The sequence below is a fragment of the Prochlorococcus marinus str. MIT 1013 genome (genome assembly GCF_027359395.1).
GTDB lineage: Bacteria > Cyanobacteriota > Cyanobacteriia > PCC-6307 > Cyanobiaceae > Prochlorococcus_B > Prochlorococcus_B marinus_E.
Genome location: NZ_CP114778.1, coordinates 1,944,139 through 1,968,788, shown reverse-complemented (window position 1 = coordinate 1,968,788; position 24,650 = coordinate 1,944,139). Strand labels below are relative to the sequence as shown.

At 35.7% G+C, this 24,650-nt stretch carries 29 protein-coding genes and 2 tRNA genes; 20 read left to right on the top strand and 11 right to left on the bottom strand.

What is annotated here, in order from left to right; translation table 11 throughout:
• Positions 1-24 precede the first annotated feature (24 nt).
• Positions 25-1,125, bottom strand: coding sequence for a phosphotransacetylase family protein (locus O5633_RS11225; protein WP_269609821.1), 1,101 nt, complete (start codon positions 1,123-1,125; stop codon positions 25-27).
• A 148-nt stretch (positions 1,126-1,273) separates the two neighbouring features.
• Between O5633_RS11225 and O5633_RS11220 the strand changes: the two genes are divergently transcribed.
• Positions 1,274-2,017 carry an SDR family oxidoreductase gene (locus O5633_RS11220; RefSeq protein WP_269609819.1) on the top strand — a complete coding sequence of 248 codons (744 nt, stop codon included), beginning with the start codon at positions 1,274-1,276 and terminating at the stop codon, positions 2,015-2,017.
• A 16-nt stretch (positions 2,018-2,033) separates the two neighbouring features.
• Here O5633_RS11220 and map read toward each other — a convergent pair whose 3' ends face one another.
• On the bottom strand, positions 2,034-2,873 hold the full coding sequence (map, locus tag O5633_RS11215; RefSeq protein ID WP_269609817.1) for a type I methionyl aminopeptidase: 840 nt from the start codon (positions 2,871-2,873) through the stop codon (positions 2,034-2,036).
• Between the two features lie 299 nt (positions 2,874-3,172).
• On the opposite strand from map, the gene rplS reads away from it, so the two are divergent.
• The 5 genes from rplS to gltX all read left to right on the top strand — a co-directional run bounded on the left by rplS (position 3,173) and on the right by gltX (position 5,745).
• The gene (rplS, locus tag O5633_RS11210) at positions 3,173-3,661 is read left to right on the top strand and encodes a 50S ribosomal protein L19 (RefSeq protein ID WP_269609814.1); all 489 of its coding nucleotides are present in this window, start codon (positions 3,173-3,175) and stop codon (positions 3,659-3,661) included.
• Between the two features lie 60 nt (positions 3,662-3,721).
• A tRNA-Trp gene (locus O5633_RS11205) sits at positions 3,722-3,794 on the top strand.
• Positions 3,795-3,829: 35 nt separating this feature from the next.
• Complete coding sequence (locus O5633_RS11200; protein WP_006043540.1) at positions 3,830-4,018, top strand: hyperconserved protein Hcp; 189 nt, start codon at positions 3,830-3,832, stop codon at positions 4,016-4,018.
• A gap of 201 nt (positions 4,019-4,219) precedes the next feature.
• A tRNA-Asp gene (locus O5633_RS11195) sits at positions 4,220-4,293 on the top strand.
• A gap of 21 nt (positions 4,294-4,314) precedes the next feature.
• Positions 4,315-5,745, top strand: coding sequence for a glutamate--tRNA ligase (gene gltX, locus O5633_RS11190; RefSeq protein ID WP_269609812.1), 1,431 nt, complete (start codon positions 4,315-4,317; stop codon positions 5,743-5,745).
• On the opposite strand, the gene O5633_RS11185 is transcribed toward gltX, so the two are convergent.
• The 4 genes from O5633_RS11185 to tsaD all read right to left on the bottom strand — a co-directional run bounded on the left by O5633_RS11185 (position 5,701) and on the right by tsaD (position 8,952).
• Positions 5,701-6,945, bottom strand: a complete 1,245-nt coding sequence (locus tag O5633_RS11185; RefSeq protein ID WP_269609810.1) for a cation:proton antiporter — start codon at positions 6,943-6,945, stop codon at positions 5,701-5,703. The two genes, gltX and O5633_RS11185, sit on opposite strands and share 45 nt — an antisense overlap.
• A gap of 165 nt (positions 6,946-7,110) precedes the next feature.
• The gene (locus tag O5633_RS11180) at positions 7,111-7,632 is read right to left on the bottom strand and encodes a DUF1643 domain-containing protein (RefSeq protein ID WP_269609808.1); all 522 of its coding nucleotides are present in this window, start codon (positions 7,630-7,632) and stop codon (positions 7,111-7,113) included.
• Positions 7,633-7,676: 44 nt separating this feature from the next.
• A complete protein-coding gene (locus tag O5633_RS11175; RefSeq protein WP_269609807.1) occupies positions 7,677-7,859 on the bottom strand; it encodes a high light inducible protein in 183 nt (60 codons plus the stop codon).
• 22 nt (positions 7,860-7,881) lie between these two features.
• Positions 7,882-8,952 (bottom strand): tRNA (adenosine(37)-N6)-threonylcarbamoyltransferase complex transferase subunit TsaD, encoded by a 1,071-nt coding sequence (tsaD, locus tag O5633_RS11170; protein ID WP_269609805.1) that lies wholly within the window; start codon positions 8,950-8,952, stop codon positions 7,882-7,884.
• 73 nt (positions 8,953-9,025) lie between these two features.
• Between tsaD and O5633_RS11165 the strand changes: the two genes are divergently transcribed.
• Complete coding sequence (locus O5633_RS11165) at positions 9,026-9,583, top strand: Photosystem I reaction center subunit III (protein ID WP_269609803.1); 558 nt, start codon at positions 9,026-9,028, stop codon at positions 9,581-9,583.
• A gap of 45 nt (positions 9,584-9,628) precedes the next feature.
• Positions 9,629-9,766, top strand: coding sequence for a photosystem I reaction center subunit IX (gene psaJ / locus O5633_RS11160; RefSeq protein WP_269609801.1), 138 nt, complete (start codon positions 9,629-9,631; stop codon positions 9,764-9,766).
• A gap of 16 nt (positions 9,767-9,782) precedes the next feature.
• Here psaJ and gmk read toward each other — a convergent pair whose 3' ends face one another.
• Positions 9,783-10,349 carry a guanylate kinase gene (gene gmk, locus O5633_RS11155; protein WP_269609799.1) on the bottom strand — a complete coding sequence of 189 codons (567 nt, stop codon included), beginning with the start codon at positions 10,347-10,349 and terminating at the stop codon, positions 9,783-9,785.
• A gap of 68 nt (positions 10,350-10,417) precedes the next feature.
• On the opposite strand from gmk, the gene O5633_RS11150 reads away from it, so the two are divergent.
• From O5633_RS11150 to tatC, 3 genes are all read left to right on the top strand, one after another.
• Entirely contained in the window at positions 10,418-12,121 is a 1,704-nt protein-coding gene (locus O5633_RS11150) for an Rqc2 family fibronectin-binding protein (RefSeq protein WP_269609796.1), read from the top strand.
• A 41-nt stretch (positions 12,122-12,162) separates the two neighbouring features.
• Entirely contained in the window at positions 12,163-12,414 is a 252-nt protein-coding gene (locus tag O5633_RS11145) for a hypothetical protein (protein ID WP_332299685.1), read from the top strand.
• A 226-nt stretch (positions 12,415-12,640) separates the two neighbouring features.
• Entirely contained in the window at positions 12,641-13,360 is a 720-nt protein-coding gene (gene tatC, locus O5633_RS11140) for a twin-arginine translocase subunit TatC (RefSeq protein WP_269609792.1), read from the top strand.
• On the opposite strand, the gene O5633_RS11135 is transcribed toward tatC, so the two are convergent.
• Entirely contained in the window at positions 13,326-13,688 is a 363-nt protein-coding gene (locus O5633_RS11135) for a DUF3067 family protein (RefSeq protein ID WP_269609791.1), read from the bottom strand. The two genes, tatC and O5633_RS11135, sit on opposite strands and share 35 nt — an antisense overlap.
• An 82-nt stretch (positions 13,689-13,770) precedes the next feature.
• On the opposite strand from O5633_RS11135, the gene petC reads away from it, so the two are divergent.
• The 5 genes from petC (at position 13,771) to O5633_RS11110 (ending at position 17,570) form a co-directional block, all read left to right on the top strand.
• A complete protein-coding gene (gene petC, locus O5633_RS11130; RefSeq protein ID WP_269609790.1) occupies positions 13,771-14,307 on the top strand; it encodes a cytochrome b6-f complex iron-sulfur subunit in 537 nt (178 codons plus the stop codon).
• A 7-nt stretch (positions 14,308-14,314) separates the two neighbouring features.
• Positions 14,315-15,280: a cytochrome f gene (petA, locus tag O5633_RS11125; RefSeq protein ID WP_269609788.1), complete on the top strand. Its 966-nt coding sequence runs from the start codon at positions 14,315-14,317 to the stop codon at positions 15,278-15,280.
• A gap of 13 nt (positions 15,281-15,293) precedes the next feature.
• Complete coding sequence (gene lgt, locus O5633_RS11120) at positions 15,294-16,205, top strand: prolipoprotein diacylglyceryl transferase (protein ID WP_269609787.1); 912 nt, start codon at positions 15,294-15,296, stop codon at positions 16,203-16,205.
• The gene (gene cobM / locus O5633_RS11115) at positions 16,202-16,954 is read left to right on the top strand and encodes a precorrin-4 C(11)-methyltransferase (protein ID WP_269609786.1); all 753 of its coding nucleotides are present in this window, start codon (positions 16,202-16,204) and stop codon (positions 16,952-16,954) included. The genes lgt and cobM overlap by 4 nt, the downstream gene beginning before the upstream one ends.
• Before the next feature lie 118 nt (positions 16,955-17,072).
• Complete coding sequence (locus tag O5633_RS11110) at positions 17,073-17,570, top strand: helix-turn-helix domain-containing protein (protein ID WP_269609785.1); 498 nt, start codon at positions 17,073-17,075, stop codon at positions 17,568-17,570.
• On the opposite strand, the gene O5633_RS11105 is transcribed toward O5633_RS11110, so the two are convergent.
• Complete coding sequence (locus O5633_RS11105; protein WP_269609783.1) at positions 17,567-19,186, bottom strand: Ppx/GppA phosphatase family protein; 1,620 nt, start codon at positions 19,184-19,186, stop codon at positions 17,567-17,569. The genes O5633_RS11110 and O5633_RS11105 overlap by 4 nt on opposite strands.
• 84 nt (positions 19,187-19,270) lie before the next feature.
• Here O5633_RS11105 and O5633_RS11100 point away from each other — a divergent pair, with 84 nt between their 5' ends.
• Together O5633_RS11100 and O5633_RS11095 are read left to right on the top strand one after the other, a co-directional pair.
• A complete protein-coding gene (locus tag O5633_RS11100; RefSeq protein ID WP_269609782.1) occupies positions 19,271-20,161 on the top strand; it encodes a 4-hydroxybenzoate polyprenyltransferase in 891 nt (296 codons plus the stop codon).
• Between the two features lie 25 nt (positions 20,162-20,186).
• Positions 20,187-21,062 (top strand): S66 peptidase family protein, encoded by an 876-nt coding sequence (locus O5633_RS11095; protein ID WP_269609781.1) that lies wholly within the window; start codon positions 20,187-20,189, stop codon positions 21,060-21,062.
• On the opposite strand, the gene ispD is transcribed toward O5633_RS11095, so the two are convergent.
• Entirely contained in the window at positions 21,046-21,723 is a 678-nt protein-coding gene (gene ispD / locus O5633_RS11090) for a 2-C-methyl-D-erythritol 4-phosphate cytidylyltransferase (protein ID WP_269609780.1), read from the bottom strand. The genes O5633_RS11095 and ispD overlap by 17 nt on opposite strands.
• A gap of 159 nt (positions 21,724-21,882) precedes the next feature.
• On the opposite strand from ispD, the gene fabG reads away from it, so the two are divergent.
• Entirely contained in the window at positions 21,883-22,635 is a 753-nt protein-coding gene (fabG, locus tag O5633_RS11085) for a 3-oxoacyl-[acyl-carrier-protein] reductase (RefSeq protein ID WP_269609778.1), read from the top strand.
• A 7-nt stretch (positions 22,636-22,642) separates the two neighbouring features.
• On the opposite strand, the gene O5633_RS11080 is transcribed toward fabG, so the two are convergent.
• Positions 22,643-22,819 (bottom strand): hypothetical protein, encoded by a 177-nt coding sequence (locus O5633_RS11080; RefSeq protein ID WP_158466132.1) that lies wholly within the window; start codon positions 22,817-22,819, stop codon positions 22,643-22,645.
• Positions 22,820-22,947: 128 nt separating this feature from the next.
• On the opposite strand from O5633_RS11080, the gene groL reads away from it, so the two are divergent.
• Positions 22,948-24,645: a chaperonin GroEL gene (groL, locus tag O5633_RS11075; RefSeq protein ID WP_269609777.1), complete on the top strand. Its 1,698-nt coding sequence runs from the start codon at positions 22,948-22,950 to the stop codon at positions 24,643-24,645.
• The last annotated feature ends 5 nt before the right edge of the window (positions 24,646-24,650 follow it).

Below are 24,650 nucleotides of genomic sequence, written 5' to 3'. Positions count from 1 at the left end.
TCAGATAATGTAAAGTTAGCACTATTAGTGAATTCCAGTAAAAATTCCCAAAGTTTTAAAGATTCGATGAAGATCACAATGTTCTTGAACTAAACGAAAGGCATAAGTAGCTTTGACAGTTTCATGAAGACGAACATGACCAAATGCTTGCTCAATAACCTCAACTGTTGAGAGTGTATCTCTATCAACTTTCAATAGTGGAACTTCCAATTCTTCTGATCTATTAATTAATTGTGGTAATGGTTCACCTGCTCCAGTAAGTATTAGACATTGAGTAGAGGCTTCCAAAGCCGCCAATTGAATATCAGTTCGATCAGCTCCTGTCACTACGGCCATATTACGCCGTCTACGAAAAAATTCCATTGCACTATTAACACTCATCGCACCTATACTCAATGTTTCTACCATCAACTCAAGCCTTTCAGAACAACAAATAACTCGAGCATTTAGACGTCTAACCAATTCTTCCACAGTGACACTCCTCAGCAAAGGAGACCTAGGCATTACTCCAAAGACCTCTAAACCTAGTGACTTAAGAGATGGAACTATATTCTCTTTAATATCCTTGATTTGATCAGGGTTCACAGCATTTAAAACAACACCACATAAATTTTCTCCAAGTTGATTTTTAGCATCCAATAAAGCTTCAACACTTCTACTATCTTGCCAGAAATGAGCAAGTAATACTTGAGCGTTTAAACCTTTAGCGAGTTGGCTTAGACTTAATCCATATAAAAGTCCTTCATGTAAGCTGCCGGCCGCCTCAAGAATATTGATAACCTTATCCGAAGAATCAAGAGAGGATTTAAACTCCTCAAATTTAATTCCAGCATCTAAAATATTTTCCTGAATCCTTCTGCTTGCTGTAGAGGCGGCCAAAAACTGAATGGAAGGAATTAAATTTTCAGCAGATAAATTTAATGTCTCTCCAACAAACCTGACATCATCATCAATCAGATCTTGATTATCTCCACTACCCGAGACATTTAATTCAAGACTTGTGGCTAATGGCTTACCAAATCTAACCAAATGATTAGAAGCAATCAAATTTCTTGCAATACCAAGAACTAATGCTGATTTACCGCTAAATGGTTCACACGATCCTATTAGAAAGGTCTTGCTCATTAATTAAAGACCTGATGAGAGATTAATAACTTTATAAGTTTAGGCTTTTTGAAAAACTTCTCAACACCAAATCTGTATAAAATTCTAATTAGACAAAAATACTCTAGTAATTCCTATTTTTTGGAAGAAATACAATGGATTCAATTAAATGAACAAAAACTTATCAAAAAGTTCAAGGTTTAAAGGGTTAAGAATTGCCATAACGGGTGCAACCGGGAGTCTTGGTAAGTCTCTTATTCAGGAACTGAAAAAAAAGGGGGCTTATATGGTTGGGTTAACTCATAGCAAAAAAAACCATGTTAACTCTGATGCAAGCGCACCGAATGAATGGATTTACTGGTCATGTGGAAAAGAAGATGAACTCTCAAGTAGTCTTAAAAATATTGATATTTTAATACTTAACCATGGATTTAATCCAAAAGAAATTATTGATTTCAATGAAATAAATAAAGCTATAGAAATCAATGCACTGAGCTATTGGAGATTGATTAAAATCTTTGAGGACTTAGCAATAGATAATAATGAAGATAGTACAAAGGAAATATGGATAAATACATCAGAAGCAGAGATCCAAATAGCTTTTAGTCCTGTATATGAAATAACAAAACGTCTAATCGGTGAACTAGTAAGTTTAAAAAAAAGTAAATTATCAATTGAAAAAAGTAATTACTTGATTATCAAAAAATTAATACTAGGCCCCTTCAAATCGAAATTAAACCCACAAGGAATTCTGAAACCTGAATTTGTAGCAGAAAGAATAATCAAAAAAGCAGAAAAAGAAAATTATTTAATTATAGTAACTCCCAATCCGATAACATATTTATTAATGCCAATTATTGAATCCATTCGAATATTATATTCAAAATTTATAAAAATAATTTACTCAAACTAATCAACTTAAAATCAAATCAGTCTCCTCTGTCAGTAAGTATCTCGAAACCATTTTTTGTAACCAAAACAGTATGCTCCCATTGAGCAGATAGATTTCCATCTTTTGTAATTACTGTCCATCCATCTCGAAGAGTCTTACAATGCTTTGAACCAAGATTAATAATAGGTTCAACGGCTATAGTCATCCCCTCTCTTAGAGAGACATTTGGTAAATCATTAGTTCTAAAATTAAAAACCGAAGGTTCTTCATGAAGGTTCCTACCAACTCCATGACCAGTGTAATCTTCGACTACACTATAACCATTCGCTTTCACATAATCTTCGATAGCTCCAGCTATATCAAGAAGTTTATTTTGTGGCTTAATTTGTTTAATTCCAAGCATCAAAGCTTCTTTCGCTACTTTACTTAGTTCAATTGCTTCATCTGAAGATTCACCTACACAAATAGTTATACAACTATCACCGTGGTAACCATTATAAAAAGCTCCTGTATCTACTTTAAGTAAATCTCCCTCATTAATGATTTTTGTCTTACTTGGTATTCCATGAACAACCTCATTATTTATGCTTGAACATATACTCCCTGGAAAGCCATGGTATCCTTTAAAACTTGGTTTTGCATCATGATCTCTTATTCGTTTTTCTGCATATTTATCTAAATCCAAGGTAGACATTCCAGGTTTGACTAGGTCTCTAATTTCACTTAATACAGTTGCAACTATTTTGCTAGATTTACGCATAATTTCTATCTCTCTAGAAGACTTAATTTCAACTCCTCTCCTTTGTTGAATAACAGGCCCATTATTTATAGGTTTTTTTGAATTTGCAGATGAAAGAAGATCAGAAAATAGTTTCATTGTTTAGGAAAAAAGTAAAAACCTCAAAATTTGCATTTATTAATTATCTAATAATAGTTAAACTACCAAATGGTTAGGGAGACTTTCATTAAAAAAATTCTTTATCTTTAATAAAATTTCTATATTAAAGTAGTTTTTTAAAAGACTGATTTTTTTTAAATGAGCAATCAATGACTAGATAAAAGCTAAATGGAAAAATCTTGGTCAGATAGAAACGAAAAAATCAGATGTATAAAAATTTTTAATTTGAGAAACAAGCGGTTACAATATACGTTCGGTCAAATTAAGAGTAATTGGTGATGTCTGTTGATTCTAAAGAGCCCTCTTCAGAAGAGGTACAAGTTGAAGACGAATCAAATGCTCCAAAGGAGTCTGGAGTAAAAAATGCGTCTCAAGCAAAATCTAAAGGAAAGAAAATTTCAATCAAAAAACTCTCTCCTACAGAAATAATAAAGACTTTTGAAGATTCTCAACTAAGCAAAGATCTCCCTGATATCTACGTTGGAGATACTGTTCGTGTTGGTGTCCGAATAAGTGAAGGTAATAAGGAGAGAGTTCAGCCCTATGAAGGAGTCGTAATAGCAAAGCGACATGGAGGGATTCATCAGACAATCACAGTAAGACGCATTTTCCAAGGGATAGGAGTTGAAAGAGTTTTTCTGGTTCACAGTCCTCAAGTTGCATCCATTAAGGTTGAGCGCCGAGGTAAAGTAAGAAGAGCGAAGCTTTTCTATCTGCGTGAGCGAGTGGGCAAAGCCACACGCGTAAAGCAGCGCTTCGACCGCTGAGGTTTCGGCCTCCTCAATCAAAAGTCATTGGTCAACAATGACTTAAAGGGTATATAAAATGCGCCGTTAGTTCAGTTGGTAGAACGCAGGTCTCCAAAACCTGATGTCGGGGGTTCAAGTCCTCCACGGCGCGTTCGAAAACCTTTTTTGCAGTTACTTATTTAAAGAATGGAGTTAGATCTTCAACCTGGCGATGTCGTAAAAGTTCTAGAGTCAGCCGCCTTAGGCTGGGTCAGGGCTCGAGTTATTCGTGTAAAATCAGGTGGCCGTGTAGTAGTGCAAAGCGACCAAGGCCGCGAGTTCACAGCTCGTGGAAATCAAGTTAGGCTTATAGAGCCTGCAGGTTTCCGTCCTTAAAAACCATCTACTTATTTAGTTTTATTTCATGAGGATTTCTCTCTTGATTGAGAGTGAGCTTGAAAAAAACCTTATAAAGATAGTTCTTAAGTCAACAATATTAATCCTTAGTTGACTAGAAGGCATTTTGAGGATGATACTCATTGGGGCAATACTAAGGATTTCTAATGAAAGATAAAATCCTTTTCAAGGCCTAAAACTGGGACCGTAGTTCAACTGGTTAGAGCACCGCCCTGTCACGGCGGAAGTTGCGGGTTCGAATCCCGTCGGTCCCGTATCTCAATCGAATTAGAGCTTTGACAGTTAGGGTAAGATTGGCACCAAGTCCAACTGGAACACTTCATTTAGGAACAGCTAGAACGGCCCTATTCAACTGGTTATTTGCAAAAAAAGAAGGTGGAACTTTCCTCTTAAGAATTGAAGATACTGATACTGAAAGATCAAAAGAGGAGTATATAAAAAATATCTACGATGGCCTCCAATGGCTAGGAATTAACTGGAATGAAACCCCAATAATTCAAAGTGAAAGAGTAAACGAACACAAACAAATTATAAAAGCTCTTATTGCTAAAGGATTTGCATATAGGTGTTATGTATCAGAAGCTGAACTAGATGAAATGAGAGAAACACAAAAGAGAAATGGCTTAGCTCCAAAATATGACAACAGGCACAGAAATTTAACTCCAGAGAAAGAATCTGAATTTATAAAGAGTGGAAGAGAAGCTGTTATCAGATTCAAAATCAGTGATCAAAAATTAATTTCATGGAATGACTTAATTCGAGGAGAAATGACCTGGAGTGGGAAAGATTTAGGCGGTGACATGGTCATTGCAAGAAGAGCACCAGCAGATTCAATTGGCGACCCCTTATATAATTTAGTTGTTGTAGCTGATGATTCAGCAATGAAAATCTCTCATGTCATAAGGGGAGAAGATCATCTTGCAAATACAGCAAAGCAAATTCTTCTTTACGAAGCTCTTGATCTCAAGATTCCAGTTTTCGCTCATACTCCTTTAATTCTTAATTCTGAAGGGAAAAAACTTTCAAAAAGGGATGGGGTTACTTCTATTTCTGAATTCAAAAAGATGGGTTACACATCTGAAGCGATGGCAAATTATATGACTCTACTTGGCTGGTCAGTTCCAGAGGGAATTAATGAGAGATTCAAAATTTCAGAAATTTCAGAAATTTTCAGTTTTAAAAAGGTTAATAAAGCTTCAGCAAAATTTGATTGGGACAAATTGAACTGGCTCAACTCTCAAGTAATTCATGAAATGTCAGCTGAAACTCTATTGGAAAACTTAGATCCTTTGTTCAAAGAAAATGGTTGGTATATACCAAGTCAAGAATGGGGAAACGATCTTGCAGATCTAATAGGACCGTCAATGGTTCTCATTAGTGATGGAGTTGATCAAGCTAAACCTTTTTTTGAAGAACCTGAATTAATGAATGACGGTAAAAAGCAATTGGAAATTAAAGAAGCAAAATTAATTTTAAAGTTTATTCTTAAAAAGCTAGAAAACTCATATTCTGCATTCATTAGTAAAGAAGAAGCTGTTGATTTAATAAATCAAGTAATAAAAAACTGCGAAGTAAAAAAAGGTCTGGTTATGAAAAGTCTTAGAGCTGCATTTTTTGGAACTCTCAATGGGCCAGATTTAATTCAAAGTTGGATTTTACTCTCAAGATTCAGTAAAGATAGAGCCCGTATTAGTCGGTTTATCTAGATTTTGATCTTCATCCAATAAACCCAACATTTTTGCTAAAGGTTGAGCTGTTAAACCTTGTATGCCAACTGTCATCAATATTGTCAAAAAGACTAATCCCTGAAGTTTTCCTGCTCCTAAAACACCCGCCTGCTCCAATCTAATGGAAAACAAAGAAGCAACTGCAGCAGTAACTATTCCACGCGGAGCTAACCAACCAAGAAACAATCTTTGCTTATTATCAAGAGGTAGACCATAAGTTGCGATCGATACAGCTATTGGCCTCACAACAATCATCAAAAAAAGCACACAAGTTATACCTCCCCACCCCAAAGGACTTAATTCCCCCCATGAAACATCTGCTGCTAATAGAGGGAAAAGCATGGTTATTGCTAACTGAGCTAATTCTCTTATTAATTTGTCAAGTTCATTCGCCTGTGTAGAGGGTCTTTGTCCTACAACAAACCCTGCGGCAACAGATGCAGGCAAGCCTGATTCAGGTAATAACCATTCGCAGACTCCATAAAGTAAAAAAACCACCCCAAGAGTGAGTTGCAATCTAAGCCCGATATAAGGCTCGGATCGTAAGCGCTTAAGACATTCTGAAAGCAATAAGCCCCCAATTGAACCTATTAAGACTCCTCCTCCAAGTCTTGAAAGCAGTCCAAGCAATAGCTCTCTCCAGCCATGCAAATCTCCTACAACAAGCTCTAACAACAATAGTGCTAGGACTGCCCCAATAGGTTCGAGTATCAAACCTTCCGCTTCTAGAACATCACTTAATGGAGATGCAAGTCGAATTTGTCGGACTAATGGAGTCACAACAGTTGGCCCAGTAGCAAGAACAATTGCGCTATAAACTCCTGCTACTGACCAACCAAGTCCTGCAAACCAATGCGCAGCAAGGAAACCAGCTGCTAATGAAATAATTAATCTAATTGAAGAAATTCTAAGAACTATTGACTTAATGGGCCCTGCTGGAAATCGAAGATTCAAGCCACCATCAAATAAAACAAGGCTTACCAATAAACCAACTATTGTTTCCAACCCCTTGCCCAGATCTAAAGGTTCAACTAATCCAAGACCTGATCTTCCAATCAACAAGCCAGATAGCAATAATAAAACTACCCCAGGAAGTCCTGTTAGCACTGATAGTAATCTCGCACCAGCTCCAGAAAAAACTGTGATACCCCAGAGCAAGCCCAGCCTCTCAGGAGTCATAAATAACTAGCAATGAAAACATAAGAGAGTATCCATTAAATCTACCTAATAAAAATAAATAAGTTAATGAGCTGATTTTACTTACATATTCTTATAGAGTAGCAACCCTTTGAATCCAAATATTATTTATAATTTAGAAAAGAATTGAAAAAACCAATTAAAAAATTATATATTAAATTTTCTTAGTAAAGAGTCATTAGGCATATATAAAGGGTGTCGAGGGTTCCCTTTTTTGCTAAGACCAAGACTTAAAACACGTTTATAAAAATTATTTTTGTTTGACTTGAAATTTGAAAAATTTTTAATTAATTTTAGAACCTTACGATCACGTCCATTTAATTGACCTTTATCACCCCATCCTAACCACAAGTCACAATTATTATTTTCACTCCAAAATTCTAATGATTTTAAAGTAATTAAATTATTATTTTCTCCTATTGGATCATTGCTTTTTGATAGTTGAATAGGAGACTTGGAAATCTTTCCAAATAGATTAATTATATAAATATTTTTGTAATTCCATCTCGAACAAAAATTAATTATCCTTGTAAGAGTCCTATCGTTATTCGATGAATTTGCTTTTGATGGATTCAAACCAATAAAAATTACCGTCTTTTTACCAATTAATAGCTCTCTTTTTAAAATCCATCGATATGATCCGCATTCACTAAATAAGCAAAATGACAACAAACAACTAAAACCAGATAATACCCTAGAACTAATGGTTTTTTCTAACCAGAAAAAATTAAATTTGAAACTAAAAGGATAGTTAATACAATAATCAAACCTGCTATTGCCATTCGGCCGTTCCATATCTCAGCTTGAGGAGTGAATCCTCTTTTCCATGAATTAAGTTCACTTGAGCTTGCAAGCCTAGTAGATTTATTTGCTTCATCTCTTTGCTTTGAAGACATAATAAAAGCTTAAAAATATAGATTAGAAAGGAGGATTGGAATCATAAAGTAAATCAGATTTTTCTAAAGGCCAACGAGCGGAAACACCCAGTTCCATTGAACTTTGGATATTTTTTGATGTTAACCTTAACAAAGCTGCAGCACCAATCATTGCCGCATTATCAGTACAAAATTCCATTGGTGCAAGAGCAATATTAATTGAATTTTCAGATGCTTTTGCAATCATCATTTCCCTTAATCTCTCATTTGCAGCAACTCCTCCCACTAAAACAAGAGAATTTAAACCTTGCTCAAGAACGCATCGAAAGCTCCTCTCTACTAAGACCTCAGCCACTACGTTTTCAAAACTTGCAGCGATATCCTCTATTGGTAATTTTTTATTTTCTGACTTGATTTTTTCTACCTGTCGAAACACAGCCGTTTTCAAACCACTAAAAGAAAAATCATATGGGTAAAAACCACCTTCAGGCTTGGAGACTCTCCCTTTGGGAAATAAAAATTTTTTTGGATCTCCAGATTTACCTATTTTTTGAATTGCCGGCCCGCCTGGATATGAGAGTCCCAAAAGTCTTGCGACCTTATCAAAAGCTTCTCCAGCAGCATCATCATGACTTCTACCAAGACGTTGATACTTATGTTGAATATCTACTTTTATCAATTCAGTATGTCCTCCGCTAACCAATAAGACTAGAAAAGGTGGTTTAGGATGGTTTTCTGACAAATATATTGATGAAAGATGCCCCTCCAAATGATGAATTCCTAAAAATGGAATTTGATGCAAATTAGCTAAAGTTCTTGCAGTAATTGATCCGACCAAAAGTGAGCCTGCTAAACCTGGAGTAACAGTTGCGGCCACAGCATCTATGTCTTTCATCTGTAATTTTGATTTTGCAAAAACCTTTTCAATTAAAAATGGAAGATTTTCAACATGTCTTCTTGACGCAATTTCCGGAACAACTCCACCCCAATTAGCATGTTCTTCAATTTGTGAAGCTATTTCATTAGCTATCAAATCAATTTTTCCTTTTTCATCTGAAACTAAAGCTGCTGCAGACTCGTCACAACTTGTTTCGAGGGATAAAATTATTGACATTTATAGCTAATGATCAACTAAGTTTAGTATTGAAATCCCATTAAAACAGGGCAACAGATAAAAATCAGAACTCATGAGTCGTCTTTTATCAATTCTACTTTCAGCATTTCTTTTCTTAGGAATAGCTCCTATAGCTAATGCAAGGCCAGGCCCAGCACTAAACGCTGATAGAGCTCCTACAGATTTCACAGCTTCTGCTTTGGTCTCTTGTGCTGATAATCCTCGTTTCCAAGAGAGAGCAAGCGCCGCCTCCACAGACCAGGCCATAAAAAGATTTGCAAGATATAGCAAAGCCTTATGTGGAGATGATGGGCTTCCTCATTTAATAATTGGTCCACCTATTGAGCCTTGGGGTGCATGGATTAATCGAGGTCATGAAGGAGATCTACTTATTCCTGGAGTAATGTTTATCTATATTGCAGGTATTATTGGTTGGTCAGGAAGGGAGTATGTAAGAGCTGTTAGAGGTAAAAAGAACGCTGCAGAATTTGAAATTATTATTGATACTGATCTTGCTTGGCAATGCTTAAAAAGAGGTGCCGCTTGGCCTTTACAAGCAAACAGAGAGGGAAAGAATGGAGAGCTTAGGGAAAAAGACAATAATGTTTCTCTTAATGGTCCAAGAGGCTAAGAAATTATTTTTCTAATTAAAAAAATCACTTAATTTTTCTTAATCATGTTTCAATTATTTCGTACCAAATGGTTTAGATCAGCACCAGTCGTCGCAACTATTTGGATCACATTAACAGCAAGTATTATTGTTGAATTTAATAGATTTGTGCCTGACTTGCTTTTCCACCCAATGTCTTTTTAAGAATATAAATTATTAATTAAGTTAAAGTTTTTAATCCCATTAAGCCTTCAATTTCCTTGAAGGCTTTTTCAATATCTTCATTAATAACTACAGCATCAAACTCCTTTTTCGCAACAAGTTCCTTATTTGCTATTTTCAAACGATCTTTAATAGCTTCTTCATTCTCAGTACCTCTGCCTCTAATCCTTTTTTCAAGTTCAGATAAATTAGGTGGTGCTAAAAATATTTGTAATGCTTCAGGAAACGACTTTCGAATTTGTCGAGCTCCTTCTAATTCGATTTCAAGAAGAACATTAGTTCCTTTTTCTATTTTTTCTTTAACTATTTTTTTTGGGGTTCCATAAAAATTATTAGAGAATGAAGCCCACTCCAGAAAACCTTGATTATCAATTATTTCTTGAAAATTTTTCTTTTCTAAGAAAAAATAATGTTCTCCATCAATTTCTCCAGATCTTGGCTGGCGAGTAGTAGCAGAAATAGAAAGCCATACATCACTATGACTATCCAGGATTTTCCTAACAATTGTTCCTTTACCCACCCCGCTTGGGCCAGTGAGAACAGTAAGATTTCCTGAAGATGACATAACCAAATCCTATCTAATTTACCTAATAAAGGTTAATTACATCATTTATGAAGTTAAAAGGATGATAGATGAACAAAGTTCCCATTCAAATTATGGACTTAACAACCCTTAAAGCGGTTGTATTTGAACTTAGTCAAGACATAGTTCCAAGTCGATTTGAAAATGCACAGCAAATTGATTCACATACTATTCAACTAGGATTTAGAACCCTAGAAAAGCTTACATGGATAGAAATAAGCTGGCTTGCCGAATCTCCAAGAATTGTATCAATACCGCCACCAAAAAGATATGGGGAGAAAAGTACATTAGCGAAACAAGTAAAACATTTATTGGTCAATTTAGCTCTGGTAGAAATAACACAAACTGGTTTTGAAAGAATAGTAAGATTTAAATTATCTAGCAGACCTGGAAAAGAGATAGAGAAAGAATTGATAGTCGAGTTGATGGGTAGACACAGTAATATTTTACTTTTAGATAGCAAAAAAAAAGTAATTACTCTTGGGAAACAAATAAAAGAGAGTCAATCAAGATTAAGGCCAATAGGAACAGGAGATATCTATACTTCCCCTCCACCTCTTAAAGGCTTAATTCCTGATTACTCTGAATCATTCAATTCATGGAAAGATAATATTTGCTTAGTTCCATCAACATTTAAGAATAGTCTAAAAGATACTTACCAAGGAATAAGTCCTGCTCTAACATTACAAATTGCAGGCAATAATTATAACGACGCTATCAATATAATAAATCAATCAGTAACAAGTATTGAATTAGATATATGGGAAGCAATATATAAAAAGTGGAAAGAGTGGCTATTAGATATTGAGAATAACAATTACTCTATTAATTTTAAAGGAGCAACTGATTTTGTAGTCTGGGGACAAATGAAGTCAAACGCTAAAAATAGTAAAATAGGAATTAGCCTTAGCATCTATTATTCAAATAAAATTGCAGAAAGAAAAATAAATTCTATTAGAGAAAAATTGAAACAAGATCTAAAGAATTCGAAAGATCACGAAATCAGAAAGCTTGAGGAACAGGAATTACTAATTCAAAATATTTCTGAATATATAACGATGCAAAACAAGGCTAATAATCTTCTCACTTTACAATCTCCCACTAAGAAGCAAATAATTGAGGCTCAAAGACTATTTAAAGAGGCTAAAAGGAAAAAAAGATCTAAAGAATCAATTCTAAATAGAATCAATTTTTACAAGAAAAAAATATCAAATATTGAATATTGTGAATTATTTCTTAATTCATTAATGTATGGTGAAAATAATGATAACAAAAACAATCTAGAATCCATTATTGAACTTAAAGAAGAAGTCGAGGAATATATTTGCATTAAAAAAAATACATCCAAGTTTAAATCAAATAGGAATAAAGAACAGACTTCAAATATAAAAGAGATTCAAAGTCCAAGTGGTCTAAAGATTCAAATAGGAGGTAACAACAGGCAAAACGAATTAATCAGTTTAAGGAAAGGAAAGAAAGGTGACCTTTGGTTTCATGCGCAAGAATCACCTGGAAGCCATGTTGTACTGAAATCATCCAACGGACTTTTCGATGAAAAAGATATTCAATTAGCAGCTGATTTAGCTTCTCTCTTTAGCCGGGCTAGAGCTAACAAGCAAGTACCAATTTTAATGGTGCCAATTGAAAATCTTCAAAGGATATCAGGAGCCTTACCTGGAACAGTTAGCCATAGAGGAGGAAAGGTGATTTGGGGGAAAGCAGAGCGAGCAGAGAAATATTTCCACCACAAGTGAACTTCAATGACTTACTATCAGCTTCATTAGACAAGATGAAAATGATTGACTTTTTGCTAGGCACTCATGAGTTTCTAGGTAATCATTCTTTCCCAGAATTCTTAATTGGATATGCATTCGGAGCGGCATTAATTATTGGAGCTCCAACTGTCTTCCTTTTATTGGCATTTACCAGCGCTTTAATGAAAACCAATGGGAAAATGGGAGGCTACAAAGAATATGCAAGTTATGGTGAATCTTCATTAAATGATTGTCCACCTTTTATTTTGCCTGACCCGACAAAAAACAAATAAAAAAATCTTTCCTATAGTTGAATACAAATAATTTATCTAATTATTTTTTCATAAAAAAGATAGAAAAGTTTTTTGCATGCTTGCAAACTGAATTTTCTACTAAAATAACCTCATTAACTAAATCAACCTGAATAGCTCCAACAAAAAAGAAAATATTTTTAAAGCTCCTCCTCCTATCAGGATAAAGGAAAAAGCTAGTTCAGTTGAGCCATTTCAATCCCTTGAGATGCCTTTAGTTGATCATCTTGAAGAACTTCGCCAAAGGATACTAAAGAGTCTCATTGCAATTCTTATATCATCAGGTTTTTGCTTGTTATTTGTTAGAAGGCTTGTACAGGCATTGGAGATACCGGCAGGAAAAATACAATTTTTACAAGTAGCGCCAGGTGAATTCTTATTTACTTCAATAAAAGTTGCAGGTTATGGGGGGCTTACTATTTCCCTCCCTTTTATACTTTACCAATTTTTAAAGTTCATCCTTCCTGGGCTAACTAAAAAAGAAAAACTTCTAATAGCCCCCTCTGTTGCTGGTTCAGCAATTTTATTTTTCTTAGGAATTTTCTTTGCATGGAAGGCTTTGATACCTGCCGCTTTGGGCTTTCTTATAAATTATGGTGCTGATGTTGTTGAACCACTTTGGTCAATAGAAAAATATTTAGATTTTGTACTTCTGCTTATGCTTTCAACTGGTTTAGCCTTCCAGTTACCAATCCTTCAATTGATATTAGGTTTCTTAGAAATAATTTCTTGGAAAAAGATGCTAACAGCATGGCGATTAGTAGTTATGGCTTCAGCAGTTGCAGGAGCTGTTTTAACTCCATCGACTGATCCCATAACCATGCTTCTTCTATCATCATCGATAACTTTTTTGTTTTTTGTTGGAATTGGGTTAGTGGCTTTAACAACAAATCTCAAAGGACAAATTCGTCCATCCTTTGATCCATAGGCAACCGTAAGGTTATTGCTCTTCCAAGTCTTGGCTTTGCCTGTACATTTTCCAACCAATTTCTTACGAAATCCGATTGACCTGCACGATTAATAATTTCTAAAGTTCGATTCAAATTTTCTCGAAAGGTCTCTTCCTCCAATGGGAAAGATTGTTGTTCTAAAAATCCCCACATCATTTGTAAATATATTCTGTCTTTTTTGATTAACAATTTCAAATCATATGTGACACCCCATCGCCTTCTTAAGCACCCCACTACCTCGTCTACTTCCAAGGGAATTGAAGAAGATGAGCTGCCAAAATTTAACTCATTAGATTTAAAACTCATGTCAAAAGCCAGTCTTGGCAGAGATTAATAAACTTTTGGTGTCCATTCTGGTCTAATATCAGAACTCAGGTGAACATCTGTAATGACACAAATGAATGCTGCAGATGTGCCCTCAATGGGCAGAAGGCAGTTCATGAACTTGCTTACCTTTGGTACCGTCACAGGGGTTGCCTTAGGAGCTTTATATCCAGTAGCTCAATACTTCACTCCCTACAGAGCCGGTGGAGGTGGAGGTGGAACGAATGCTAAGGATGAGCTAGGCAATCCAGTAAAGGCAAGTGCATGGCTATCTACTCATCCAGTTGGAGACAGGAGTTTAGTCCAAGGTCTTAAAGGTGACCCTACCTATCTAATAGTTGAAGGCGAGGATGCAATAACTAGTTATGGGATCAATGCTATTTGTACACACCTTGGCTGTGTAGTGCCTTGGAATAGCGGTGCAAATAAATACATGTGTCCATGTCATGGAAGTCAATATGATGAGACAGGGAAAGTTGTAAGAGGTCCAGCCCCTCTATCACTAGCTTTAGCTCATGTCTCAGTCGAGGATGATCAAGTTCTAATAAGTCAGTGGACAGAAACTGATTTTCGAACTGGTATTGATCCTTGGTGGGGTTGATAAATAAATGAAAAAAAACTTCAATACCACTTCTAAAACCATGAGTCGTTCATTAAAACTTTTCCTTTGTTCAGTTGTTCTTGGATTTTCAATATTCTTAGTTCCACAACCAAGTTGGGCATATCCATTTTGGGCGCAGCAAAAATTCGAAAATCCTAGAGAGGCAACTGGAAAAATTGTTTGCGCTAATTGTCATGTAGCAAGTATGCCTACTAGAGCTGAAGTACCTCAGTCAGTTGCTGCTGATAGTGTTTTCAAAACAGTCGTAGAAATACCTTACAAAAAGGATTTACAAGAAATTGGAGCTGATGGCAGCAAAGTCCCTCTCCAAGTTGGGGCAGTTGTAATGCTTCCTGACGGATTTAAACTTGCTCCTCAAGAAAGATGGACTGATGAAATAAAAGAAGAAACACAAGGTGTTTACTTCACTCAATACAGCGAGGAACAAGAAAATATTATTTTAGTAGGCCCTTTACCTGGTGATCAAAACAGAGAGATTGTCTTCCCTGTACTTTCACCTGATCCTAGAAAAGACAAAAATTTCAACTTTGGAAAGTATTCAATTCATGTAGGAGGTAATAGAGGAAGAGGTCAAGTTTATCCAACTGGCGAAAAGAGCAATAACAATATGTTTACAGCAACCAATTCTGGAACAATAAGCTCAATTGATACAAATGAAGATGGTACACAAATTATTAATCTAAATAATGAAGAAGGAGAAAGTTTTGCAGAAAATATTCCTGCAGGGACTTCATTATTAGTTAAAGAAGGTGACATTATCGAGAAAGGTGCCAAATTAACGGAAGATCCTAATGTTGGAGGCTTTGGTCAACTTGACAAAGAAATAGTTCTACAAAGCAAAGCAAGAGTTATTGGAATGATAATTTTCTTTATAGGAGTTGGTTTATCACAAATAATGTTGGTTCTTAAAAAGAAACAAGTTGAAAAGGTTCAAGCTGCTGAAGGAATATAACTTCAAATAGTTGATGGAAAATATTTTTTTAGCGCTTAGATCACCTGGGCCTGAGTTGTTTCAACTAGGGCCTTTTTCTTTAAGATGGTATGGATTGCTAATAGCCATTTCGGTTTTAGCAGGTTTAAATTTATCAGGTGAATTAGCATCAAAAAAAGGATTAAAAAAAAGCCTTATTAACGATTTACTTCCTATTTTAGTTTTGGCATCTGTAATTGGTGCAAGAATTTATTATGTTGCATTTGAATGGAGAAACTACACTGGTAAAAACTTCTGGAGTTCTATTAATTTCCTAAGCTTAAATATTCCTATTCCCAGTGCTATAGAAATTTGGGGAGGAGGAATTGCAATACATGGAGCACTGATAATGGGTACATTATCCATTATATTTTTTTGCCGCTGGAAAAAAGAATCTTTTTGGGCTGTTATCGATGTTTTGGTCCCCTCAGTTGCTTTAGGCCAAGCAATAGGTAGATGGGGAAATTTTTTTAATAATGAAGCTTTTGGTATACCTACAAACTTACCCTGGAAATTATTTATACCTTATGAATTCAGGCCAGAAATATTCTCCGCACAAGAATATTTTCACCCTACTTTTCTTTATGAATCAGTATGGAACATTTTTGTTTTTTGCATACTAATTTTTCTTTTTAGAAAGTCAGTTAAAAAAGAACTTACTATCCCATCTGGGACTTTAAGCTGCTTATATTTGATCACTTACAGTTTAGGAAGGTTATGGATAGAAGCCCTAAGAACAGATCCTCTCTGCTTGGGTGGAGTTCCACCTTTTTGCGCGGGAGGGCTACGGATAGCACAATTGATTAGCTTGTTTTTAATTAGTGCAGGTTTATTAGGAATATGGAGAATTTACATTTCTAAAAAAGTACTCCCTGATCCTTCCTTAATTAACAGGAGAAATCAATGAATCCGATTTCAATTGTAGGAGCAGGGCCAGGCGCTTTAGATTTAATGACAATACGAGCTCAACAAAGACTAAAAACAGCTGATGTTCTTGTTTGGACAGATTCTCTCATTCCTAAACAAATCACAAAACTTGTTAAAGATAATTGTGAAAAGATAAAGACAAGCTCATTAACTCTAGAAGAGATAATTTTGATCTTAATTACAAAGCACAAGGAAGGTAAAAAAATTGTTCGTCTCCACGATGGTGATCCTTGCTTATATGGAGCAATATCAGAACAAATATGTAGATTAAATGATGAAGGGATTGAAGTAGAGGTGGTTCCTGGAGTGAGTGCCTATCAGGCAACAGCTGCAACTTTAGGATTCGAACTAACAATTCCAGATTTAACCCAGACCATAATACTTAGCAGAGCTGATGGCAGGACAGGAAAACCAGAGAAAGAAAGTCTTCAAAAGCTAGCTTCTATTCAGTCCTCTTTATGTCTGTACCTAAGTGCAAGACATGTGGAAGAAGTTCAATCCATACTTATAAAGTATTATCCTGCAAATACTCCTGTAGCTATTGCATATAGAGTAACTTGGCCAGACGAATGGATAAAAATTATACCTTTGAGAGAGATGGCAAAAATATCTCAAGAAAAAAATTTAATCAGAACAACATTATACATAATTAGTCCAACATTAAAGATCGGGAATAATAGATCAAAACTATATAATCCAACTCATTCTCATTTATTTAGGCCGTGTTAAATAACAAAAACCAAGGAATATTTCTTAACAATCTTTAAAGCCAGAGATAAATGATCTTTTAGAGACAAACGACTTTACAGAGCCTTTAGAATGTACTTAATACCATAAAGGTTTTTAATTGGAAAAAAGTGATGAAAAAAAAAGCGATGGTAATTATGTCGCAAATAAAAAAACGGCATTACAAACCGTTGGTGAGTTTCTCAGAGAAGCCCGACAAGGCAGAAATCTTTCATTAGAGGATCTATCTTCATCACTTAGAATTGGGAAAGAACAATTAATTGCACTTGAATCAGGAGATGAAAGCGCTCTTCCTGAAAAAGTTTTTATCAGAGCAATGGTTCGAAGAATAGCTGAGAAATTGAACTTAGATACAAGTTTTATTCTTGAAGAACTTAATGAAAAGAAAAATAATGACCCTAAACCTATCCCTGTGATTAAGAAGAAAAATACTAGAAAAAAAAGGAATTTTAATCCATTGAGCATGGTAATTTTTTCTGGTGCTTTAGGATTATTCACTTCATTTATGGTATTAAAATATATTCAAGGAGTGCAAAATGATTCGACCAACCCCCAGCGAAGTCATGTCTTTTTATTAGATAAAAACACATATTTTTAAAGTATATTTATATCAACATCTTTAATTTTCTTAATCAGTAAAGCTGCCTTTGTTAAGCTCCATTTCTCAAGATCTAAATTTTGGCCTAATTCATTAGGAATAAGATCTATATTAACTTTCTTATTATTAGCTTCAATAACTATTTTTGCTATTAAAGGTTCTGGCCTTCTATCCAAAGCGCATGAAAGGCGAAGAAGTAAAGACATTTCAGCAACCAAACTTCTTTGACTTTCATCAATCAATAATTGCCAAGATTCATGTCTTTTTTTTGGAAAACTTTTCCTATGATATCTTGCAATAGCAGCGACCATTAAATGCTCACTTTGGGAATATCCCAAGAGCTCTCCATGTCTGATTAAATACCAAGAATGCTTGTGATATGAACTTATATTGATATGTTTTCCACAAGAGTGAAGTTTAGCTGCTGCCCACAAAAGATCTCTGCCTTGACCACTATCATTATGCAAAATCCCCTTAGTCTTATCATAAAAAGCAAGGGCAAATTCTGACACCCTTTTTGATCGTTTTGAATTAACACCAAATCTTTTAGATTGATGAATAACTGTTCTTTCTCTTATTGATCCTTGAAAGCTCAACTGATCTTTTAAATAATTATTACGACACATCCAATCAACGACTAATCCCTCACGAAGGGCCCTTTCACTTAAAATAATTTCATTTACTTTAACCATATCCATTATGGTTTGTAAAATCAAAGCCCCAGGGACAATAATCTCAGATCTTCTTTCACTTAATGAGGATAATTCACTCCGTTCAGAAGATGTCATTTTTATTAACTGACTAACAATTATATCCAAATTATTTTTTGATATTTTATATCCTTGTAATTTTGATTGAATATGATTTTCTTTATTAGATATCAATGCACCAATAGCCATTGCAGTTCCACTAGTTGCAACTAAAACTGGTGTCTCACCTACTTCAATTCTCTTAGATACTTTATCAATTGCAGACTCCATAGAACCCCTAATAAATGATCTTAAAAACAATTCAGTCTGAGAGGATATTGGATCTTTTTTAATAAATTCTCTTTGTAATCTTACTGCTCCAATCTTTGTACTTGTTAATGCTCGTGCTTCAGAGCTATCAGCAAGGATTAATTCTGTCGAACCTCCTCCAATATCAAGAACTAGATGAGGTTTATTTTCAAATTGCATCCCTGAAAGTACACCTAAATAAATCAATCTTGCTTCTTCTGCTCCGCTTATCAATTCAACATCTAAGCCTATCTTCTTTTTTATTTCAGAAATAAAGATTCTCCCATTTGGTGCTTCTCTAACCGCACTTGTAGCGGCAATGATAAGACTCTCGACTTTATAACTTTCAGATAAATCCTTAAACCTCTTTAATGTTGAAAAAGCCCTATTCATAGCAAGGGAGGTAAGTTCTCCCGTCTCAGGATCTCTTTCTCCTAGTCGTGTTGTCGATTTCTCTGCAAGGTCAATACTAAATGTATTTAATTTTCGCTCAAGCTTTGCAATTAATAAATGAGTTGAGTTGGTGCCAATATCAATTGTTGCTACACGACACAATTCTGTATCTTGATTTTCTCCAAGATCCAATTCAATAGAATTATTTATTGAGTCACCTAACATAATAAGTAGGTTTAACCTCAATACTCTGACACCCTCAGCACCCCATTGAGAAGACCTTAAAAATCATTATCAATTTGAATTTTTGTGAATAATCTTCTTACTCAAAAAATTGGATATTATTTTCAACTTCTTAGATGGAACAAACCAAGTGGAAGATTGATACTTCTCATTCCTGCTGGCTGGTCTCTTTGGTTAACTCCTAAAGCCCCTCCTTCTCTATTCGTTTTGGGAATAATAACTTTAGGTGGGTTATTTGTTAGCGGTGCGGGATGTATCGCTAATGATATTTGGGACCGAAAGTTTGACAAGAAAGTAATAAGAACAAAAGAAAGACCATTAGCTAATGACAAAGTATCTCTAAAGACTGCATGGATACTACTAATTTTAATGTTATTTTTTAGTCTTTTAATAGTTCTTTGGATCCCAACAGAAAGTAGAAATTTATGCCTTCAACTTGCAACGTTATCATTACCTTTTATTCTTTTATATCCATCAGCAAAAAGATGGTTTAAATATCCCCAACTAATTCTCTCTATTTGCTGGGGTTTTTCAGTTCTAATTCCTTGGGCAGCAAGTGAATCTTCTTTAGCAGGAGGAGTAACATTATTATTTTGTTGGCTAGCAACTATTTTTTGGACCTTCGGCTTTGATACTGTTTATGCAATGGCAGATGAGATCGAAGACAAAGTAATTGGCCTAAATAGTAGTGCGATCAGTCTCGGGAAAAAGTCAATAAAAACAGTTTCTTTTTGCTACTTTTTAACCTGTTCTTTTCTTGCTATTGCTGCTTTTAAAGCAAATTTAGGATTAATATTTTGGCCTTTTTGGTTGACAACTACTTTAGGAATGCAAAGAGAGGTTTTTTTATTAAGTTCAAGATCAAAAGGTATTAAGACTTCGGTTTTGCATTTCAGCAATCAAGTCCGTATTGGGAGTTTATTACTTCTTGGCATGATCTTCAGCAAACTGATTTAATTAATATCTTTAGCAAGCTTCGCAAATGATTGAGCCTCTAAAAAAAGGCGATCTTTTCCACATTGTTGCCGCAAGTTCGCCATTAACTAAAAACGAGGATATTCACTCTGGGATAAAAGTCCTTCAGGAGTGGGGATTAATATGCCATCATCTTGATGCAATAGATAGGTCATGGGGGTATTTAGCAGGTAATGATGAAGTTAGATTTAATGAATTACACCCAAAAAATCATTACCCTCTTTTAGCTTTTGCTAGAGGTGGGTGGGGGTCGGCAAGATTGCTAGAGAGAAGACAACCATGGAAAGAAGGTTGGATGATTGGCTTTTCTGATTTAACTTCCATACTTCTTGCAAGGCTAGCAGGTGGATTTCAGGGAGGAGTTCATGGTCCACTAATCACTACGTTGGGAGCCGAACCAGACTGGAGTAAAGACAGACTTAAATCAATTTTATTTGGCAATTGTGTACCGGATATCTATGGAGACCCATGGGGAGGCGGAGTCTCAAAGGGGCATCTAATAGTTGCTAATCTAACTGTACTGACTCACTTAATTGGAACTCAACATCTACCAAATTTCAAAAAATCAATTTTAATCATCGAAGATATTGGAGAAGCTCCCTACAGAATTGACAGAATGCTAACCCACTTGAGATTGGCTGGAGTTTTAAAACATCTATCTGGCTTAGGTTTTGGCTCATTTATAAATTGTAATAATGAGAAAGGCATCGAAAAAGGAAAGACGTTTGAGCTTCTTGATATTTTCAAAGATAGAACACAAGACCTTAAAATCCCAATTGTTTCAAATCTGCCCATTGGACACTGTTGTGGGAATGCATCGCTTCCAATAGGTAGTCAAGCTATCTTGGATGGCAACAAAGGGAGACTTAGTCTTTTAAAGTAGACAATAAAGACTCTGCAATAACAAGATCAAATGGGGTTGTCACTTTAATATTTGAAGGCCCTGCATCATATATTTTCACTGGCAATCCCAATCGTTCAAATAAGGATGCATCATCGGTTACATGCCATCCTTTAGTGATTGCTTCACTATGCGCAAGCTTCAGTTTATTTACTGGAAAGCCCTGAGGTGTCTGTGCTGCCCACAGATCTGAGCGAGGAGGACTCTCAATAATCTCACCATTTTTATTAACCTTTTTTATAGTGTCCGTTACTTGAGAAGCAGCAATAACAGCTTGTCCATTGGAAACAATCTTTGAAATTTCATCAAAAACAAATGATCTCACCAAGCATCTTGCTCCATCATGAATAAGAACAGACTTAGCATCATCTGGAAGGGAAGCTAATCCCAGCTGAACTGACTGCTGTCTTGTTGATCCCCCATTGATCCATTGGACTGAATTTGCAGAATAATCAAGAATCGAACATATAGAGTTTTTGTCTTTCGGTTGTCCAATAATTCCAATCCATGTAATTGTTTTAGAGTCAAAAGCTGCTTTCAAAGTCCACTCTAAAACCGTCTTGCCTGCAACGTTTAAAAGGAGCTTATTTTTATCAGCACCCATTCGACTTCCACTCCCTGCAGCCGCAATTAACAAATGCACAACTGATCCCTCTCCATTGTTTATTCATTTAATATATTCGACTAGTAAAAATTACTATTTTTACTGTCTGAGCTTAAAGTCTTTTCAAAAAGCAAGTGGCTCAATAGTAAGTTAAATAAATAAGTATTCGATTCTAACGATTTTAAAGATCATAAGATTATGAAATCACCAAAACTACTTGAAGGTCAGACTGCAATTGTAACTGGGGCCAGCAGGGGGATTGGTAAAGCTATTGCAATTCTTTTAGCACAGGAAGGCGCAGAAGTAATCATCAATTATTCTTCTTCTTTGGAAAATGCGAATAAAGTCGTATCAGAAATAAATTCCTTTGGAGGTAAGGCATACCCTCTTCAAGCTGATATTTCTAATGAAAATTCGGTAAATGAATTAATAAAAACAGTATTGGATAAAAATAATAAAATTGATGTTCTGGTCAATAATGCAGGAATAACAAAAGATGGACTTTTAATGAGAATGAAAACTAACGATTGGCAAAAAGTTTTAGACCTTAACTTGAGTGGTGTTTTTTATTGCACAAGAGCCGTTTCTAGGCAGATGTTGAAGCAAAAAAAAGGAAGAATTATCAACATAACTTCTGTTGTTGGATTGATGGGCAACCCAGGACAAGCTAATTATTCTGCAGCCAAGGCCGGAGTAGTAGGTCTTACAAAAAGTGCTGCAAAAGAATTTGCAAGCAGAGGGATTACTGTAAATGCAGTAGCTCCAGGTTTTATTTCAACTGATATGACAAAAGATCTGAACAGTGAATCAATCCTTTCTGCAATCCCGCTTGGTCGATTCGGAAACCCTGAGGATGTTGCGGGCGCAGTAAGATTTTTAGCAGCAGATCCTTCGGCTGCTTACATAACCGGTCAGACGATTCAAGTTGATGGTGGAATGGTTATGAGTTGAGCAGATATTAATTTTGAATAGGTTGTCCTAGTTCATCTCTCAATCTTCTAATACGTTGCAATAGTTTTAATCTTCTGCTTCTTGCAGTAGCTGTAAGAAATATCCTCAAAGGAAAATAAATCAAAGTCATAGTGCCGGCCAACCCGGCCATGAGAATAAAAAATAAAGCTCCAGGATCGTTCATATGTTGACACTAACTGCCTTCTGCAAAAATTGGGAATAATTTCTGAATTACAATTCGGCTTTCCCCACTTATTTAACCTCCCCTAATGTGTGATTGCTGTGGGAGATTAAGTTCAAATCAAATCAAATATGCCAAAACTTCTAAGTTTTTCAGACGACTCACGTGGTGCTCTAGAAAAAGGAGTAAACAATTTAGCCAATGCTCTCAAAGTTACAATTGGACCTAAGGGTAGAAATGTTGTTATTGAAAAAAAATTTGGAGCGCCAGATATTGTTAATGATGGAGTAACAATTGCGAAAGAAATAGATCTTGAAGATCCATTTGAAAACATAGGAGCCAAGCTCATTGAACAAGTTGCCTCAAAAACGAAGGAAAAAGCTGGGGATGGCACAACCACTGCAACAGTTTTAGCTCAATTCATGGTTCAAGAAGGGTTAAGAAATACAGCTGCTGGAGCAAGTCCAATCGAATTAAGAAGGGGCATGGAAAAGGCTGTTGCTCAAATCGTTGATGATCTCAAGAAAAAAAGTAAAACAGTCAGTGGTGATGCTATTAAACAAGTTGCTACAGTTAGTGCTGGTGGAGACGAGGAAATAGGTGCAATGATTGCAGATGCTATAGACAAGGTCAGTTTTGATGGCGTAATAACTGTTGAGGAATCCAAATCTTTAGCCACTGAACTAGATATAACTGAGGGGATGGCATTTGATAGAGGTTATAGTTCACCGTATTTTGTTACTGATGAAGATCGATTAATTTGTGAATTTGAAAACCCATCAATATTAATCACTGACAAAAAGATTTCATCTATTGCCGATCTCATTCCAGTTCTGGAAACTGTTCAGAAAAATGGAACACCATTAATAATTCTTGCCGAGGAAGTTGAAGGTGAAGCATTAGCGACACTTGTAGTCAACAAAAACCGTGGAGTTTTACAGGTAGCAGCAGTCAGAGCTCCCTCTTTTGGCGAGAGGAGAAAAGCTGCTCTTGGAGATATTGCGGTACTAACTGGCGGGACATTAATTAGCGAAGACAAAGCCATGAGTCTTGAGAAAGTTCAAATTTCTGATCTAGGTCAAGCCAGAAGAGTGACAATTACAAAAGACAACACAACAATTGTCGCAAATGAAAATCAAAACACAGAACTATCTAATCGCATTGCCTCAATCAAGAGAGAACTTGACGAAACAGATTCTGAGTATGACAAAGAGAAGTTAAACGAGAGAATCGCTAAACTTGCAGGTGGTGTAGCTGTAATTAAAGTTGGAGCTCCTACTGAAACCGAGTTAAAGAACAGAAAGCTCAGAATTGAGGATGCTCTTAACGCAACTCGTGCAGCTATTGAAGAGGGTATTGTGGCAGGAGGAGGAACAACTCTTCTAGAACTAAGTGAAGGACTTGAAGACTTATCTAAAAAGCTAGAAGGTGACCAAAGGACAGGAGTTGAAATCATAAAAAGAGCATTGACTGCTCCCACGAAACAGATAGCTATAAATGCAGGATTTAATGGAGATGTTGTTGTATCAGATATTAAGAGGTTAGGTAAAGGCTTTAATGCACAAACTGGAGAGTATGTGGATCTACTTGAAGCAGGAATATTAGATGCTTCGAAAGTAATTCGGCTTGCTCTTCAAGATGCTGTATCAATAGCCTCACTTCTCATAACAACTGAGGTTGTTATTGCTGACAAACCTGAACCACCATCAGCTCCAGGTGCTGAGGGAGATCCAATGGGTGGTATGGGTGGTATGGGTGGTATGGGTGGTATGGGTGGTATGGGTGGTATGGGTGGTATGGGTGGTATGGGTATGCCAGGAATGATGTAAAGAAT